This is a genomic window from Actinoallomurus acanthiterrae (assembly GCF_054775715.1).
The window spans coordinates 9,112,060-9,126,161 of sequence record NZ_BAAHCO010000001.1 but is presented as its reverse complement, the minus strand read 5'-3'; the positions used below and the strand labels follow the sequence as shown (position 1 = coordinate 9,126,161).

Genomic DNA, 14,102 nt, shown 5'->3' with positions numbered 1-14,102 from the left:
TTCAGCCCTCCAGTCCGAACAGGTCGCCGAGCCGTCTGGTGCCGCCTGCCGGCCGGGTGTCGTCGACCAACATCCCGTCGCGCATGGATACCCGCCGGTCCGCGATGGCCGCGACCCGCTCGTCATGCGTGACGACCACGAGGGTCTGCCCTGCGGCGCGCAGGTCCGCGAAGAGGCGCAGCACATCGAGCGTCGCGGCGGTGTCCAGATTTCCGGTCGGCTCGTCGGCCAGCAGGACCAGCGGCTCGTTGGCCATGGCACGGGCGATGGCCACCCGCTGACGCTGTCCCCCCGACAGCTGCCAGGGCAGATGCCGGGCGCGGTCGGCGAGCCCGAACCGCTCCAGCAGAACGGCCGCGCGGCGCCTGGCCGCGCGCGCGGGGCGTCCGGCCAAGAGCGCGGGCAGCTCGACGTTCTCCGCCGCCGTCAGCTCCTCCACCAGATGGAAGGCCTGGAAGACGAACCCCACCGACCGACGCCGCAGCCGGGCCAGACCCCGCTCGTTCACGGTGTCGATACGCCGGCCGGCCAGCCACACCTGCCCATCGGTGGGCCGCTCAAGGCCACCCAGCAGGTGAAGCAGGGTGGACTTGCCGCAGCCGCTGGGACCCATCACCGCCATCATCTGTCCCGCTCGTACGTCCAGGTCGACTCCATCGACCGCGCGAACCAGCCCCTGCCCCTGGCCATGCTCCTTGAACAGGCCGCGGACCTGCAGCACACCGCCGAACTCGTTCATGCACCCTCAGATCCTCGGTCTTGCATGTCTCCCTAACGGCTAGCCAATAGATAGCGGTTAGCCAATATGGCGTCAAATGAAGTCCTGTCGATTTCTCGACAATCGACCACTCCTCACCCGGGAGGACTCCCCACCTGTCCTCGTCGCGGTCATCGCCGAGAGCGTGCTGAGCCAGAACGTCGGCGGAGCCAAGGTCATGGCCGACCAGCTCCTGCAACTGGCGGCCATTGCCGAGCGAGAAAACGTGATCGTCCAGATCGTGCCGGCGAGCGCCGAGACGTGCGCCGGGTTCACCGGCCCTTTCGCCATCGCGGCCCTCGACGGCGGGACAGAGCTGGCATACGTTGACAGTCAGCTCAGCGGAGAGGTGGTCGAGCGCCAACACGACGTGGCGATGCTGCGGCGTATGTTCGAAGTGTTCCGGGCGGACGCCCTCCCCAGGCGGCAGTCGATCGAGCTCATCCGGAGGAAGTCGGAGCAATGGACGACCTGACGTGGCGGAAGGCCGCACGTAGCACGGCGAACGGCGGCAACTGCGTCGAACTTGCGGTGACGTGGCGGAAGGCCACGCGCAGCACGGCCAACGGCGGTGACTGTGTCGAGGTGGCCGTCGTCGAGCAGGCCGGCTAGGGCGGCCGTCGCCGCCGAACCGGTTGTTTCACTCACCGGCCCCCGCCGGGCCGACACAGCCCGGCGGGGGTTTCTGCTTTTGGCGGCTCAGCCGTGGGCCGAGGACACGTCGATCAGCGGGAGCCCCGTCACTCGGGCTCGCTCCTCGGCGACGATCTGGGCGCGCCGGTGCGCGCCCAGCTTGGTGTTCTGGATCTTGTCGTGCAGTTTGACGATCGCGTCCAGCAGCATCTCCGGGCGCGGTGGGCAGCCGGGCAGGTAGATGTCGACGGGCACGATGTGGTCGACGCCCTGCACCACCGCGTAGTTGTTGAACATCCCGCCCGATGAGGCGCACACGCCCATCGCGATGACCCACTTCGGCGCGGCCATCTGGTCGTACAGCTGCCGTAGCACCGGTGCCATCTTCTGGCTGACACGTCCGGCGACGACCATGAGGTCCGCCTGGCGCGGCGAGCCGGACGGACGCTCCATTCCGAACCGCGAGAAGTCGTGGCGCGGATCGCCGACCGCCATCAGCTCCATCCCGCAGCACGCGAGGCCGAACGTCATCGGCCACATCGACGACTTACGCGCCAGGCCGGCCACCGACTCGACCGTCGTCAGCAGGAATCCCCCGGGAAGTTGTTCTTCGAGTCCCATAGTCCTTCCAGGCTCGTCGCCCCGAGACCGGTGATCAACGACGGATCGCGCCACGATCGTTAAGCAGGGCGACACAATGGGTGTATGGAGATCCGGGAGATCGAGGCGTTCCTGGCGGTGGCCCGCGAGCTGCACTTCGGGCAGGCAGCGGCCCACCTGGGCATCTCCACTCCGCGTGTGAGCCAGGCGGTGCGCGCGCTCGAACGCCGGGTCGGCGCTCCACTGTTCGAACGGACGAGCAGGCGGGTCCGGCTGACACCGCTCGGCGAACGGCTGGAGGAGGAGCTGCGGCCCGCGTACGACCGGATGGAGCGGGCGTTGTCCGAGGCCCAGCGGAGCGTACGGCCCGCTGTGCTGCGCGTCGGCGTCGCGACGAGTCTTCCCGAAGGCGTGGCCGACCGGCCGATCAGGGCCTTCGAGCGGGCCCACCCTCAGTGCGCCGTGGTGCGGTCCGCGCACCCCAACACCGACCCCTCCCGCTGGGGCGACGACTGGCTGGTGGACGTCTTCATCGGCTGGCTGCCCGCCGACCCTTCGTTGATCCGGGGCCTGGGCGTACGCGTCGGACCCACGCTGCTGCGGGACGAGCGTGCGGTGCTGGTGGCGACCGGGCATCCGCTGGCCCGGCGCGCCGTCGTCGACGTCGAGGAACTGGCCGACTATGACCTGCTCTACCCGAGCCGTATGCCGGAGCGGCTCGCCGACCTCTGGATTCCCCGTACCACTCCGAGCGGCGTGCCGCTCCGACGCGTCGCCCGTTACGCCTCCGCGTCCCTCGAAGAGGCGATCATCCTGGCGGCCGAGGGGGACGCGGTCCACCTGACGGTCGCCTCGCTACGCCCCGACAACCCCCATGTCGTCAGTGTGCCGGTGTCCGGCCTACCGCCGATGATCTGCGCGCCCGCGTGGCTCGCCGGCGCGCAGAACCCGATGATCGGCGAGTTCGCCCGAGCTGCCGAAACGAGCGGAGCCCGATCGAGGTGACCGCCTCCGCCGACCTGGATCGGTCATCGTTACGATGATCATCGTGGAGTATCGATACCTGGGGCACAGCGGCCTGAAGGTCAGCGAGATCATCTTTGGGAACTGGCTGACGCTGGACGGCCAGATCGCGGAGGACGCGCAGGCGGCATGCGTCCGGGCGGCGCTGGACGCCGGCATCACGACGTTCGACACGGCCGACATCTACTCCCAGGGGCGAGCCGAGGAGGTGCTCGGCCGCGCGCTGGCCGGGGTCCGCCGCGAGTCACTCGTGATCGCGACGAAGGTGTGCCTGCCGACCGGTCCGGGCCCGAACGACCGGGGACTCTCTCGCAAGCACATCATGGAGAGCTGCCATGCCTCGCTGCGGCGGCTCCGCACCGACTACGTCGATCTCTACCAGGCGCACCGCTTCGATGATGACACTCCGCTCGAGGAGACCATCCGGGCGTTCGCCGACCTGGTGCGGCAGGGGAAGGTGCTCCACATCGGGGTCTCGGAGTGGACGGCCGCCCAGATCGAGAAGGGGCAGGAGCTCGCCCGTCCGCTGGGGGTGCCGCTGGTGTCCAACCAGCCGCAGTACTCCATGCTGTGGCGCGTCATCGAGCCGGAGGTCGTGCCCGCGTGTGAGCGTCTCGGCCTGAGCCAGATGGTGTTCTCCCCGGTCGCCCAGGGCGTTCTCACCGGCAAGTACCTGCCCGGCCGGGAGGTCCCCGCGGGGTCGCGGGCCGATGACGCGCGGGGTTCGCGGTTCGTCGGCCGCTACATGTCCGACACGGTGCTCGAACGGGTCCAGCGGCTGCGGCCGATCGCCGAGGAGGCCGGGCTCACGATGGCCCAGCTCGCGGTGGCGTGGGTCCTGCGGAACCCGAACGTCGCAGCGGCGATCATCGGTGCCTCGAGGCCGGAGCAGGTCGCCGAGAACGCCGCCGTCAGCGGCCGGAGTCTCGATGACTCGATCATGAAGCGGATCGACGAGGTGCTCGACGAGCTCGTCGACCGCGATCCCGCCAAGACCGCGGCGATGTTCGACGTCATGCCGTCCTGGCGCCGTTGACCTTCCAGGCAGGCCCGGAGCGGGTCGTGTGGCCCGCCGGCATGCGATCCAGACGGCATGAGCGAGCCGACCACCCGATGAGGGGCGGCCGGCCCTGATAATCGTCCTGCATCACACAGGCCTAGCCCGTTGTCCGCAACCGATGGTTCAGTGCTTCTGCGAGGCGGCGGCCGTGACCGGCGCCTCCCAGGTGGCCTTCCAGGTGATCGGCCCGACGATGCCATCCACCTTCAGGCCCTTCTCCTTCTGGAACGCCTTGCAGATCCTCTCACTGTCGTCGCCGTAGTCACTGTCGACCGTGATGTTCCAGCCGCGGTCCTTCATCTGCTGCTGCCACAGACGCACCCGAGGGTCGTTGAACGTAGGGTTCGTCAACGGAGGCGGTTTGTACGGTGGTGTCGCCATGGTTGGACTCTCCTGTTTCCGTATTGGACTGGACCGCCGGTTCGGTCAGTGACAACTGACGCCATCCGTGCAGTCCCTCGCAATCGCGCCCCTACCCGTCGCAACCGGCCCCGATACTTATGATCTACCAAAAAACCGAATGCTGACCTCTGTTTGATCGCGGATTGACGCCATCGGTTCGATCAAGAACCGGAGCTCTGACTCCTTCGCTCAGGTGTGGGGTGGTAGGCGAAGGACGTTTTTCGGGCGTGGGGCCATTGCGGCGGGGATGTGCAGCGGTACGCCGTTGTTCTGCCAATTCAGGATCGGATGCAGGCCCGGATCGTCCGCGAGTATGCGAACGAGCGCTCTTATCCTGGCCGGTTCGAGGTCGTTCGCGGCGAGAAAATCGAATCCCCCGGGAGTGGACGGCGTGCCGTCCGTCTCGTCGTGACGCGCGACCCCTTCCTCGGTGAACGCGCAGAGGAGGTCGGTCGCGGTCCGGATCCCCAGAGACCGGAGGACGGTCCGGACATCGGCCGTGGTGCCCTCCGTTCCGCCCGATGTGTCGGCGCGCCGTCTGAGCGTGTTCTCATCTCCGAGCGTGTTCAAATGCAGAAGAAGATAGGACTGGTTGACCCAGTCGATGAGACGGCCGGCGGGGACCCGTGTATGGAGGAGGACATCGACGAAATTCGCGGTGACGAGGCTCTGCATGTCCTCGATGCCCTCTTCCAGCAACCGCGCCTCGTACCATATGTTCAGGCCGTCGAGATCGCTCAACGGATATTTGACCTTGAGTGATGGCACGGCGAGGCGCAGTGTCTTGGCGGTGAACTGCCGGAAGAATTCTATGCCGATGACCGGAAAGAACCCTATCAAGAAGGCGACCGCCACTCGTACCGGTGCTCCTTGCCCGTGAAAGGACAGTATCGGGTAGACCGCCGCCGCGAGGATCAGCGCGGTGGCGATTCTCAGCACCGCGCTGAGGTATGCGCTGGACTTCAGGTCGTTCTGGTAGAAGCGGCGGATCAGCATCTGGATCACGAAGAGATAGGCGCCGAGAAAGGCGAAGGCCAGCATGGGGCGCAGCGACTCGCTCGCCGGTTCGTTCAGCGCGAACCGCGCGTGGTGATCCCAGAGCAGGGCGGTCCAGCACACGGCCAGGACGAACGTCGTCAGGTAGACGGGGAAGAGTGTCTCCGGCCGCACGCGACGGCCGGGTTCCTGGACGCTCTTGGAGATGGAACGCCCGTAGTAGGCGTCGAACTTCTCCTGGTAGATGCTGCGGAATCCGGTGACGGCGGGGCCGCCGTCGGCGAGCCAGCGATCGTAGAACGTGGACGCCTGGGGCGGCCGTGGCAGGTTGCGCGGCCGATCCCACTGCAGACGATGCAGATGGATGACGTATTCGTCCCACAGCGCTCCGGCGCGTCCTTGCAGAAATCGCAGGAACATCCATCCGGGAAGGAACGCCAGGACGAAGATGGCGACCGTCTGCAGCATCAAATCCGGAATGCCATGCCGGAGGGGCCGGTCGCCGAGGCGGGGAATGACCACGGCCGCCGTCAGGACCACCACCGTCACCACGGCGGCGAGTGAGATCCAGGAGGCCTGCGATGCGAGCCACGTTCGCAGCCGTCTGCGCGGACCGGCGTTCCGCCCTCCGGCGACATGGCGTTGCGGAGGCTCGACGCTCTCCGGCTCGGCGAGCAGACGCCACAAGACCTCACGGCTGTGGTTCCGATGCGTCAGTACCTTCTTCAGCCGATCCGGATCGGTGGTGTCCGGCCACTCTCGGAGGATGTCCCGCAACTCCGCGACGACGGCCTCTCCGATGTGCGGATCCTCGATGTCAAGCCATTCTCGCCACCCTCGCGCCGGATCACCGTTCGATTTCCGCAGCTCGCACACGGCGTGACTGAGATATCGCGCGAGTTCCTCAGCCTGGCGTGTCTCCGTCCTGATGGCCATCTGCATTACCCCGGCAGGGGTCGCTCCTCCGGCATGTCGGCCGTGGGGCCGATCCCCGGCCGAGCGGACGCCACCGAATGATCGATCATCGAGGGCCGAGTCCGACCAACCGGTGTCCTCGTGCCGCCCCTACCCCTGAATGTCCGAACCGTGCCGCAGGTCAATCGAACCAGTCCGACCGACATCCGTGCCTTGAGAGAGGGAGTAAGTGGTCTGTCGAACCATGACCCTCCGTCAACTTCCGTTTTGCGGTCGTCGTCCTGCCGGAGGTGTCAGGAGGGTCGTGCTCTCGTCAACGTCGTGATGCCCGGCGTTTCCGCCGGCCACGGACGGGGGAAGGCGGCCACGCGCCGGCCCGTCATTCGATTCGCGAATATGCGGCTCCGGTATGCCCGATCCGGCCGGCTACGCGAGGGGAGGCAGGGCGGAGCGCGGGTCGACGCCGGAGATGTGCAGGCCGATCACGAACGCCGCCGTGGCCTCCAGCAGGCCCGCCCGGTCGAGGCCGCCGGCGTCGTCGCCGCAGATCGGCACGGCCAGCGGGTGGCCGTCGAAGTGCGGCGGCGTCATCCGCCACACGTCGTCCGGGCACAGGTTGAACGCCTTGACGACGTGGGCACCGGTCGCGTCGGCGATCTGCCGGGCGACGGACGGGCCGTTCCCGGTGGCGAGCGTGACGCCCGGATGCACGATGCCGTTCACGCAGTCGATCACGATTCGCCCGCGCAGGGCGTCCCCGACCTGCGCGAGAACGTCCTTGACGCCCTCGTACGCCACGGCGAGCAGCACGGCGTCGCCGAAGCCCGCCGCGTCGCCGAGTCCGCCCGAGCGCGCGTCCGGCCCGATCCGTGCGGCGAGCCGCGCCGCCTTCTCGCCGTCGCGCGCGCCGATGAGCACCTCGTGCCCCGCACGCGCCCACTGAGTGCCGAGCGCGTCGGCCATGTGTCCCGATCCGAGAATCCCGATTCGCATGGACGCGACACTAGGGATTCCGATGGGCACCATCCGGTGCCCGGCCGATGCGATAGGACGTAGGGATGATCGAGGAGCTCCTCGCCGACTGCCAGACCCGGCTGGCGCTCGACCTGCTGACGAACACCTGGAACGCCGTCGTGGTCTACGCGCTCCGCGACGGGTCGATGCGGCCGGTCGAGCTCCGCAGGGTGATCGGGGGCATCAGCGGCAAGGTGCTGACCGAGACGCTGCGCCGGCTGGAGCGCGACGGTCTGGTGACCCGCAGGACGTACGCCGAGGCGCCGCCGCGGGTCGAGTACGAGCTGACCGAGGCCGGCCGCGGCCTGCTCGAGCCGATCGACGCGCTCGGCCGCTGGACCGAACGCTACGCCGACGTCGTCGTGGAGGCGCAGGAGCGTGCCGCGGCGGCCGAGGCCTACCGGCCGCTGGTCACCCCGTAGTACTGCTCGTCCTGGACCTGGGGCTTGGCGGTCACGGCGAACGGTGAGGTGACCTTCGCCGTGACCGCGCCCTTCCGCGTCACCGAGACGCTGTTGGTGCCCGCCTTCAGCGGGAACGTCTGGACGTGGACGCCCGCCGGCGCGCTGTAGGTGTGCGCGGTGCCCCCGATGGTCGCGGTGACCTTCGCGGGCGCGGTGAGCATGGTGAGCACCTCGACCTGGTCGCGGGCGGGCGTGCTGCCCGGGCGCAGCGTCATGAGCCTGGTCTCGGCGAACTTCGGCTTGGCCGCGGCCGGCTGGATCCGGTGCGTGACGTACACGACGTCCTTGGTGATCGCCGGGTACTTCCCGGTCTTCAGCCGGGTGAGGTAGTACGACGACAGGTCGAGGTAGGTCCACCCGTGCTTCGCCGAGGGCGACAGCTGCGCGCCTTCGGAGTAGTCGTTCCAGGTGGGGATCTGCACCCAGTCGGCGCCGTCGATCGCCGCCTTCCATGTGAGCCGCAGGTTCTCGGTGTTGCCGGCCTCGTCGTACCTGCCCTGGTTCGGCCGTTCGTCCTGGACCGAGACCGGCTGCATCCAGATCTTGCCGAGCCGGTGGGCGCGGCCGATGTTCGCGGCGAGGCCGGCGTTGGCGGCCGGGTTCCGGTTGCCCCAGTTGGAGAAGCCGTAGCTGATGGCGGCGAAGGCGTCGGCGCCCGAACCGAAGTTGAGGAAGCACGGCACGAGCGCGACCTCGATGTCGTACTTGTCGCGCATGATCGTCATCCAGGACGACCACCACGCCGCGCTCCTGCCCTCGGCCTTGAACGGCGAGACGACGAGGCGCTTGTCGGCGAGGTGGTAGACGGCGGGCGACTTGGCGACGCTCGCGACGGCGGCGGCGAGCGCGTCGGCGCTGACGTTCGCGAGGCCGTTCATGTCGGGCATCAGGACGATCTTGAAGCCCGGGTCGACCTGCTCGGCGGCCTTGATCAGCAGCTTCACGCGCGACCAGTTGGCGCTGGAGGAGCTCACGGACAGCAGGTCCACGGTGAAGCCGTCGAGACCGGCCGCGGCGGCGCGCCGTACCTCGGTCTTCATGTCCTCCAGCTGCCAGTCGCCGCTGAGGGGAGCGCGGGCGATCGGACGGTCGCGGAGCAGTCCGCCGTACGCGGCGTGCTTGCCGTTCTCGCCGGTCGGCGACAGGTAGTTCTTCGTGTAGTAGTCGCTCGCCGCGGCCTTGTTGTCCAAGGAGACCGGGTACGGCGTGAAGTAGTGCGCGAACACCTTGTGCTTCGAGGAGCGAAGGACGCTCTGCGCGGGCAGCCGGAACGGCAGCGGCCCCGGGTTCGCCGCCGCGGCCGTCGCGCCGGCGGCCGTCCGCGACGCCCGCTGCGCCGGAGAGCACGCGGTCCCCGCGATCCCCACGGCCGCGATCGCCGCCACTGCGACCGGCAACGGAGATCTCAATCGGATGGTCGTCGGTCGCAGTGCTCGCTTCATGATCATCGGAGCGTAGTGGGCGCCATGCGGCGATTCCGGGACTTACAGCAAGAAGGGTGCTTTGCGTGCTGTGAGTGACGAACCTGGACGGTTCCGTCCGGAGAAGTAGCCTTGAGGCGTGCCGCAGACCACCGCAATCCAGGCATCTGACTTCGCTTCACCGGCGGCGTTGAGCGAGGCGCTGAACCGGCACGCGTACCTCGCCGACGAAGGGCTCGCCACCGCCTGCTTCCTCGGCCTGCGCATGAGCCGCCCCCTCTTCCTCGAGGGCGAGGCCGGGGTCGGCAAGACCGAACTCGCCAAGACCCTCGCGGCCGTCCTCGGCGTCCCCCTCATCCGCCTGCAGTGCTATGAGGGCCTCGACGCCGCGCAGGCGCTCTACGACTGGGACTTCCCACGCCAGCTCCTGCACCTGCGGGCGGCGGAGGCCGCGGGCGTGACCGACGTCCAGCGCCTCGAATCGGAGCTGTACGACCGGCGCTTCCTCGTCGCCCGGCCGCTGCTGCGGGCGCTGGAGACCTCGTCGGCGGACCGCCCGAGCGTGCTCCTGGTCGACGAGATCGACCGCGCCGACGACGAGTTCGAGGCGTTCCTGCTGGAGGTGCTGAGCGACTTCACGATCTCGATCCCGGAGCTCGGCACCGTACGGGCCGAGCACCCGCCCGTCGTGATCGTCACCTCGAACCGCACCCGCGAGGTCCACGACGCGCTGAAACGCCGCTGCCTCTACCACTGGCTCGAGCACCCCGCGTTCGACCGCGAGGTCGCGATCATCCGACGGAGGCTCCCGGAGGCCTCCGAACGGCTCGTCCGTCAAGTGGCCGGCGCCACCGCCCGGCTGCGCGGCCTGGACCTGCTCAAGACCCCGGGCGTCGCCGAGAGCCTCGACTGGACCGAGGCCCTCGTCGCGCTCGGCGCACGGGACCTCGACCCCGACACCGCCGCCGTCACGCTCGGCGCGGTGCTGAAGTACCGCGAGGACACCGAACGGGTCGTCAAGGGCCTCGACGTCCTGCTCAACGGGTCCTGACCATGCCCGGGCCGAGCGAACCCGCCGGGCCCCCGGAGCCCAGACCACCGGATGGCGCGGAGAGCCGGGAGCGCCCGTCTGACCTGGCCGGGACGCCGGGTGCCGGAGTGGAAGAGCGGGAGTCCTCGCGTGACGTGGTCGGGACGATGACCGGCTTCGCCCGTACGCTGCGGGCGGCCGGGGTGAACGCCGATCCCGAACGGCTCCAGGCGATGATCGGCGCGCTCGACAGCCTGGACGTGACGGACGCGCGCGACGTGTACTGGGCCGGCCGCCTCACCCTGTGCGCCGACCCCTCCGACCTGCCGCGCTACGACCGGTGCTTCGCCGCGTACTTCTCCGGGGAGTCCGCGTCGGTCCGCCGGATGTCCCGGCCGCCGGTCGTCGCCGCGCGGCCGGTCGTGACGGCCGACGCCGCCGGGCAGGAGGCGGGCGGCGACCCGAGCGTCGCGGCGGCCAGCACGGCCGAGGTCCTGCGCCGGCGCGACGTCGCCCGGCTCAGCGCCGAAGAACGGGACGAGGTGCACCGGCTGATCGCGCTCCTCGACGACGTCTCGGCGCGCCGCCGCTCCCGGCGGTTCACCCCGGCCCATCGGGGCCGCCTCGACCCCGGCCGGACCGTCCGCTCGATCCTGCGGCGAGGGGGCGAGATCTCCCGGCTCCATCATCGCGCGCACCGTACGCGCCCGCGTCGGGTCGTGCTGCTGGTCGACGTCAGCGGTTCCATGAGCCCGTACGCCGACGTCCTCCTGCGCTTCTCGCACGCCGCCGTACGCTGCGCCCCGCGCAGCACCGAGGTGTTCACCGTCGGGACGAGGCTGTCCCGGGTCACCCGTGAACTGCGGCAGCGCGAACCCGACGCGGCGATGGCGGCGGTGTCGTCCGCGATCCCCGACTGGAGCGGCGGCACCCGGCTGGGCGAGGAGCTGAAGGAGTTCCTCGACCGGTTCGGCCAGCGTGGCATGGCACGGGGCGCGGTCGTCGTCCTCGCCTCCGACGGCTGGGAGCGCGGGGACGCCACGCTGCTGGCCGCGCAGATGGCGCGGCTGCGCCGACTCGCCCACCGGGTGGTGTGGGCGAACCCGCACAAGGGCCGACCTGGGTACGAACCGCTTACGGCGGGGATGGCGGCGGCACTACCGTACGTCGACGACTTCGTGGCCGGGCACAGCCTGGCCGCGCTCGAGGAACTGGCGGGAGTGATCGGCGATGCGTGACGTGCTCGACGGGATCCGTACCTGGTACGCCGCGGGGGAGACGTTCGGCCTGGCCACCGTCGTCGACACGTTCCGCAGCGCGCCCCGTCCGCCGGGCGCCGCGATGGCCGTCTCCGCCGGGGGAGAGGCGGTGGGCAGCGTGTCGGGCGGCTGCGTCGAGGGCGCGGTGTACGAACTGGCGCGGGAGGTCATGGAGACGGGGCGGCCGGTCGTCCAGCGCTACGGCGTCAGCGACGACGACGCCTTCGCCGTCGGGCTGACCTGCGGCGGAATCCTCGACGTGCTGGTCGAGCCGGTCGGCCCGGCGACGTTCCCGGAGTTCGCGGAGGTGACGGCCTCGGTCGACCGGCACGAGCCGGTCGCGGTCGCCACCGTCGTCGCGGGCCCGCGCGAGACTGGCGCCCGGCGCGTCGTCTGGCCCGACCGTGCGGCGGGCTCCCTGGGGCTCGACCGCCTGGACGCCGCCGTCGACGACGACGCCCGCGGGATGCTCGCCCAGGGGATCACCGGCGTCCGCCGCTACGGACCGGACGGCGAACGCCGCCGCGACGAACTGTCCGTCTTCGTGAACTCCTTCGCGCCGCCGCCCCGCATGCTGGTCTTCGGCGCGATCGACTTCGCGGCGGCGGTCGTCCGCATGGGCCGGTTCCTCGGCTACCGCGTGACCGTGTGCGACGCCCGTCCGATCTTCGCCACCGCCAAGCGCTTCCCCGAGGCGGACGAGGTGGTGGTGAAGTGGCCGCACCGCTTCCTGGCCGACACCGAGGTGGACGAGCGCACGGTGATCTGCGTGCTCACCCACGACCCGAAGTTCGACGTGCCGCTGCTGGAGGTGGCGCTGCGCACCCCGGCGGCCTACGTGGGGGCGATGGGCTCCCGGCGTACCCACGACGACCGGGTCAAACGGCTCCTGGACGCGGGCGTGACCGACGACGAGATCGCGCGGCTGCGCTCGCCCGTCGGCCTGGACATCGGCGCCCGTACCCCGGAGGAGACCGCCGTGTCGGTCGCGGCCGAGCTCATCCAGCTCCGCTGGGGCGGCAGCGGACTCCCCCTCAGCGAAACGGCCGGACGGATCCACGGGGGTTAGTGTCACTTCACCCCGTGGCACTGGTGGGGCTGGCCCCACCGTCCAAGAGTCGATCTGGCCCTACTGCGCGGGCGTAGATCATGGCCGAGACTCGTAAGAGTCCAGACGAACGGGGAAGAAGGCCGTTGATCATGTCGCAGAACACTCGGAAGACCGTGGCGCGCCGGCTCGTCGTCGCGGTGCTGATCGGGGCCGCCGTGGCCGGTGGAGCGGTGGCCGCTCCCGACCGTGCCACCCACGGTGTGCTTCCGCCCGTGGCTGCCCACCGCTGATCGATCTCCCGGCGTGCCGCGTGGACAGGGGCCGCGTGGACGGAACCCAGGGCGTGCCGTCCTCCCGCGTGACCGGGGCCACGCGGATGGATACGCTCCCGAGATGGGGATCAGGCACGCTGGCGCACCGGCGGGGCTGTTGCTCGCCGCGGGAGAGGGGCGCCGGCTCGGCATACCGAAGGCACTGGTCGAGATCGACGGCGTACGGCTCGTCGACCGCGGGGTGCGCATGCTCCATGAGGCGGGCTGCACCCCGATCGTGGTGGTCACCGGCGCGGCCGCGGTCGACGTGGCCGGCGCGGTCGTCATCCACAACCCGGACTGGCGGACCGGGATGGCGTCGTCGCTGCGCGCCGGGCTGTCGGCGCTGGCGCCGGACTGCCCGGCCGTCGTCATCGCGCTCGTCGACCAGCCGCGGGTGACCGCGGCGGCCGTGCGCCGGCTGCGCGCGGCGCACGAGTCCGGAGCGCGAGTCGCGGTCGCCACGTACGACGGCCGGCCGCGCAACCCGGTCCTCATCGCCCACGAGCACTTCGCGGAGGCGGCGGCCAGTGCCTCGGGCGACGTCGGCGCCCGGGGATTCCTGCGCGCCCACCCGGAGCTCGTCGTCGCCGTCCCCTGCGACGACGTCGCCGCCGCGGACGACATCGACACTCCCGAGGACCTCCAACGCCTCAGCTGAGAGAGGCCGAGACGGAGGTCTGATCGAGACGTTCGCGGTGCCAACCGCCCGCGGGACTCGCGCGTCCTATCGAGGCACGGGGGCCGTGTACGGTTCGGACAAGATCGCCAGGGCGCTTCGCGCTCCGGCTGGGAAGGTAAGCAGCCCGCTATGACGTCTGCCTGGCCGGAGGAACCCGGCTACCACTGGGTGACCCACAATGACACCGCCGCCTCCCACCTGTTGAAGGCCGAGAACGCCCTCAACCAGATGCCTCCCGATCCGGCGCTGGCACAGGTCCACGCCACCCTCGCCCAGGCGGAGGCCACCCTCGTCGTCGTGCACACGCTCCGCGACATCATGGCCAAGATCCGCGAGCAGACCATGGCGATCGACGACCTGCGGCAGTTCATGAGCATGGACGACCTCGGCGACGACCGCCGCGTCGACGAGAGTGCCGCACTGCACCCGGGCGCGGTGGCGGACCGGTAGGCCGGCCGACCAGATTCGGTCCGGAATCGCGGTC

Annotated in this window: 18 protein-coding genes; 12 read left to right on the top strand and 6 right to left on the bottom strand. The window is 70.0% G+C overall.

The features are described from left to right. Nucleotide 1 precedes the first annotated feature (1 nt). On the bottom strand, nucleotides 2–739 hold the full coding sequence (locus ACYVF7_RS42965; RefSeq protein WP_460351737.1) for an ABC transporter ATP-binding protein: 738 nt from the start codon (nucleotides 737–739) through the stop codon (nucleotides 2–4). Nucleotides 740–815: 76 nt separating this feature from the next. Between ACYVF7_RS42965 and ACYVF7_RS42960 the strand changes: the two genes are divergently transcribed. Next, nucleotides 816–1,232 (top strand): DUF5753 domain-containing protein, encoded by a 417-nt coding sequence (locus tag ACYVF7_RS42960; RefSeq protein ID WP_460351736.1) that lies wholly within the window; start codon nucleotides 816–818, stop codon nucleotides 1,230–1,232. After that, complete coding sequence (locus ACYVF7_RS42955) at nucleotides 1,220–1,369, top strand: DUF397 domain-containing protein (protein WP_460351735.1); 150 nt, start codon at nucleotides 1,220–1,222, stop codon at nucleotides 1,367–1,369. Before ACYVF7_RS42960 ends, ACYVF7_RS42955 begins: the two co-directional genes overlap by 13 nt. Nucleotides 1,370–1,456: 87 nt before the next feature. On the opposite strand, the gene ACYVF7_RS42950 is transcribed toward ACYVF7_RS42955, so the two are convergent. Next, entirely contained in the window at nucleotides 1,457–2,011 is a 555-nt protein-coding gene (locus tag ACYVF7_RS42950; protein ID WP_460351734.1) for a NuoB/complex I 20 kDa subunit family protein, read from the bottom strand. Nucleotides 2,012–2,095: 84 nt separating this feature from the next. On the opposite strand from ACYVF7_RS42950, the gene ACYVF7_RS42945 reads away from it, so the two are divergent. Next, a complete protein-coding gene (locus ACYVF7_RS42945) occupies nucleotides 2,096–2,995 on the top strand; it encodes a LysR family transcriptional regulator (protein ID WP_460351733.1) in 900 nt (299 codons plus the stop codon). 43 nt (nucleotides 2,996–3,038) lie between these two features. Further along, nucleotides 3,039–4,049 (top strand): aldo/keto reductase family protein, encoded by a 1,011-nt coding sequence (locus tag ACYVF7_RS42940; protein WP_460351732.1) that lies wholly within the window; start codon nucleotides 3,039–3,041, stop codon nucleotides 4,047–4,049. A gap of 147 nt (nucleotides 4,050–4,196) precedes the next feature. Here the strand turns inward: ACYVF7_RS42940 and ACYVF7_RS42935 are convergent, their stop codons facing one another. After that, nucleotides 4,197–4,424, bottom strand: a complete 228-nt coding sequence (locus ACYVF7_RS42935) for a peptidoglycan-binding domain-containing protein (protein ID WP_460351731.1) — start codon at nucleotides 4,422–4,424, stop codon at nucleotides 4,197–4,199. A 240-nt stretch (nucleotides 4,425–4,664) separates the two neighbouring features. Next, nucleotides 4,665–6,023: a hypothetical protein gene (locus ACYVF7_RS42930; RefSeq protein ID WP_460351730.1), complete on the bottom strand. Its 1,359-nt coding sequence runs from the start codon at nucleotides 6,021–6,023 to the stop codon at nucleotides 4,665–4,667. Nucleotides 6,024–6,107: 84 nt separating this feature from the next. Between ACYVF7_RS42930 and ACYVF7_RS42925 the strand changes: the two genes are divergently transcribed. After that, nucleotides 6,108–6,488: a hypothetical protein gene (locus ACYVF7_RS42925; protein ID WP_460351729.1), complete on the top strand. Its 381-nt coding sequence runs from the start codon at nucleotides 6,108–6,110 to the stop codon at nucleotides 6,486–6,488. Nucleotides 6,489–6,812: 324 nt separating this feature from the next. Here ACYVF7_RS42925 and ACYVF7_RS42920 read toward each other — a convergent pair whose 3' ends face one another. Then, complete coding sequence (locus ACYVF7_RS42920) at nucleotides 6,813–7,379, bottom strand: NADPH-dependent F420 reductase (RefSeq protein ID WP_460351728.1); 567 nt, start codon at nucleotides 7,377–7,379, stop codon at nucleotides 6,813–6,815. A 65-nt stretch (nucleotides 7,380–7,444) separates the two neighbouring features. Here ACYVF7_RS42920 and ACYVF7_RS42915 point away from each other — a divergent pair, with 65 nt between their 5' ends. After that, nucleotides 7,445–7,822, top strand: coding sequence for a winged helix-turn-helix transcriptional regulator (locus ACYVF7_RS42915; RefSeq protein ID WP_460351727.1), 378 nt, complete (start codon nucleotides 7,445–7,447; stop codon nucleotides 7,820–7,822). On the opposite strand, the gene ACYVF7_RS42910 is transcribed toward ACYVF7_RS42915, so the two are convergent. Continuing rightward, nucleotides 7,798–9,261, bottom strand: coding sequence for a glycoside hydrolase family 71 protein (locus ACYVF7_RS42910; protein ID WP_460351726.1), 1,464 nt, complete (start codon nucleotides 9,259–9,261; stop codon nucleotides 7,798–7,800). The two genes, ACYVF7_RS42915 and ACYVF7_RS42910, sit on opposite strands and share 25 nt — an antisense overlap. Before the next feature lie 163 nt (nucleotides 9,262–9,424). Here ACYVF7_RS42910 and ACYVF7_RS42905 point away from each other — a divergent pair, with 163 nt between their 5' ends. The 6 genes from ACYVF7_RS42905 to ACYVF7_RS42880 all read left to right on the top strand — a co-directional run bounded on the left by ACYVF7_RS42905 (nucleotide 9,425) and on the right by ACYVF7_RS42880 (nucleotide 14,068). Then, nucleotides 9,425–10,336 carry an AAA family ATPase gene (locus ACYVF7_RS42905; RefSeq protein WP_460351725.1) on the top strand — a complete coding sequence of 304 codons (912 nt, stop codon included), beginning with the start codon at nucleotides 9,425–9,427 and terminating at the stop codon, nucleotides 10,334–10,336. 107 nt (nucleotides 10,337–10,443) lie between these two features. Beyond that, complete coding sequence (locus tag ACYVF7_RS42900; protein WP_460351724.1) at nucleotides 10,444–11,553, top strand: vWA domain-containing protein; 1,110 nt, start codon at nucleotides 10,444–10,446, stop codon at nucleotides 11,551–11,553. Beyond that, complete coding sequence (locus tag ACYVF7_RS42895; RefSeq protein WP_460351723.1) at nucleotides 11,546–12,643, top strand: XdhC family protein; 1,098 nt, start codon at nucleotides 11,546–11,548, stop codon at nucleotides 12,641–12,643. The genes ACYVF7_RS42900 and ACYVF7_RS42895 overlap by 8 nt, the downstream gene beginning before the upstream one ends. A 131-nt stretch (nucleotides 12,644–12,774) precedes the next feature. Next, complete coding sequence (locus tag ACYVF7_RS42890) at nucleotides 12,775–12,915, top strand: hypothetical protein (protein WP_460351722.1); 141 nt, start codon at nucleotides 12,775–12,777, stop codon at nucleotides 12,913–12,915. Between the two features lie 103 nt (nucleotides 12,916–13,018). Next, nucleotides 13,019–13,597 carry a nucleotidyltransferase family protein gene (locus ACYVF7_RS42885; RefSeq protein WP_460351721.1) on the top strand — a complete coding sequence of 193 codons (579 nt, stop codon included), beginning with the start codon at nucleotides 13,019–13,021 and terminating at the stop codon, nucleotides 13,595–13,597. Nucleotides 13,598–13,747: 150 nt separating this feature from the next. Then, on the top strand, nucleotides 13,748–14,068 hold the full coding sequence (locus ACYVF7_RS42880; RefSeq protein ID WP_460351720.1) for a hypothetical protein: 321 nt from the start codon (nucleotides 13,748–13,750) through the stop codon (nucleotides 14,066–14,068). Nucleotides 14,069–14,102: the final 34 nt, after the last annotated feature.

Excerpts from the sequence above, each read along its gene's own strand:
- ACYVF7_RS42945 (WP_460351733.1), top strand. The coding sequence starts at position 2,096 with ATGGAGATCCGGGAGATCGAGGCGTTCCTGGCGGTGGCCCGCGAGCTG.
- ACYVF7_RS42920 (WP_460351728.1), bottom strand. The coding sequence starts at position 7,379 with ATGCGAATCGGGATTCTCGGATCGGGACACATGGCCGACGCGCTCGGC.
- ACYVF7_RS42965 (WP_460351737.1), bottom strand. The coding sequence starts at position 739 with ATGAACGAGTTCGGCGGTGTGCTGCAGGTCCGCGGCCTGTTCAAGGAG.
- ACYVF7_RS42950 (WP_460351734.1), bottom strand. The coding sequence starts at position 2,011 with ATGGGACTCGAAGAACAACTTCCCGGGGGATTCCTGCTGACGACGGTC.
- ACYVF7_RS42890 (WP_460351722.1), top strand. The coding sequence starts at position 12,775 with ATGTCGCAGAACACTCGGAAGACCGTGGCGCGCCGGCTCGTCGTCGCG.
- ACYVF7_RS42925 (WP_460351729.1), top strand. The coding sequence starts at position 6,108 with ATGGCGTTGCGGAGGCTCGACGCTCTCCGGCTCGGCGAGCAGACGCCA.
- ACYVF7_RS42960 (WP_460351736.1), top strand. The coding sequence starts at position 816 with ATGAAGTCCTGTCGATTTCTCGACAATCGACCACTCCTCACCCGGGAG.
- ACYVF7_RS42895 (WP_460351723.1), top strand. The coding sequence starts at position 11,546 with ATGCGTGACGTGCTCGACGGGATCCGTACCTGGTACGCCGCGGGGGAG.
- ACYVF7_RS42885 (WP_460351721.1), top strand. The coding sequence starts at position 13,019 with ATGGGGATCAGGCACGCTGGCGCACCGGCGGGGCTGTTGCTCGCCGCG.
- ACYVF7_RS42880 (WP_460351720.1), top strand. The coding sequence starts at position 13,748 with ATGACGTCTGCCTGGCCGGAGGAACCCGGCTACCACTGGGTGACCCAC.
- ACYVF7_RS42955 (WP_460351735.1), top strand. The coding sequence starts at position 1,220 with ATGGACGACCTGACGTGGCGGAAGGCCGCACGTAGCACGGCGAACGGC.
- ACYVF7_RS42915 (WP_460351727.1), top strand. The coding sequence starts at position 7,445 with ATGATCGAGGAGCTCCTCGCCGACTGCCAGACCCGGCTGGCGCTCGAC.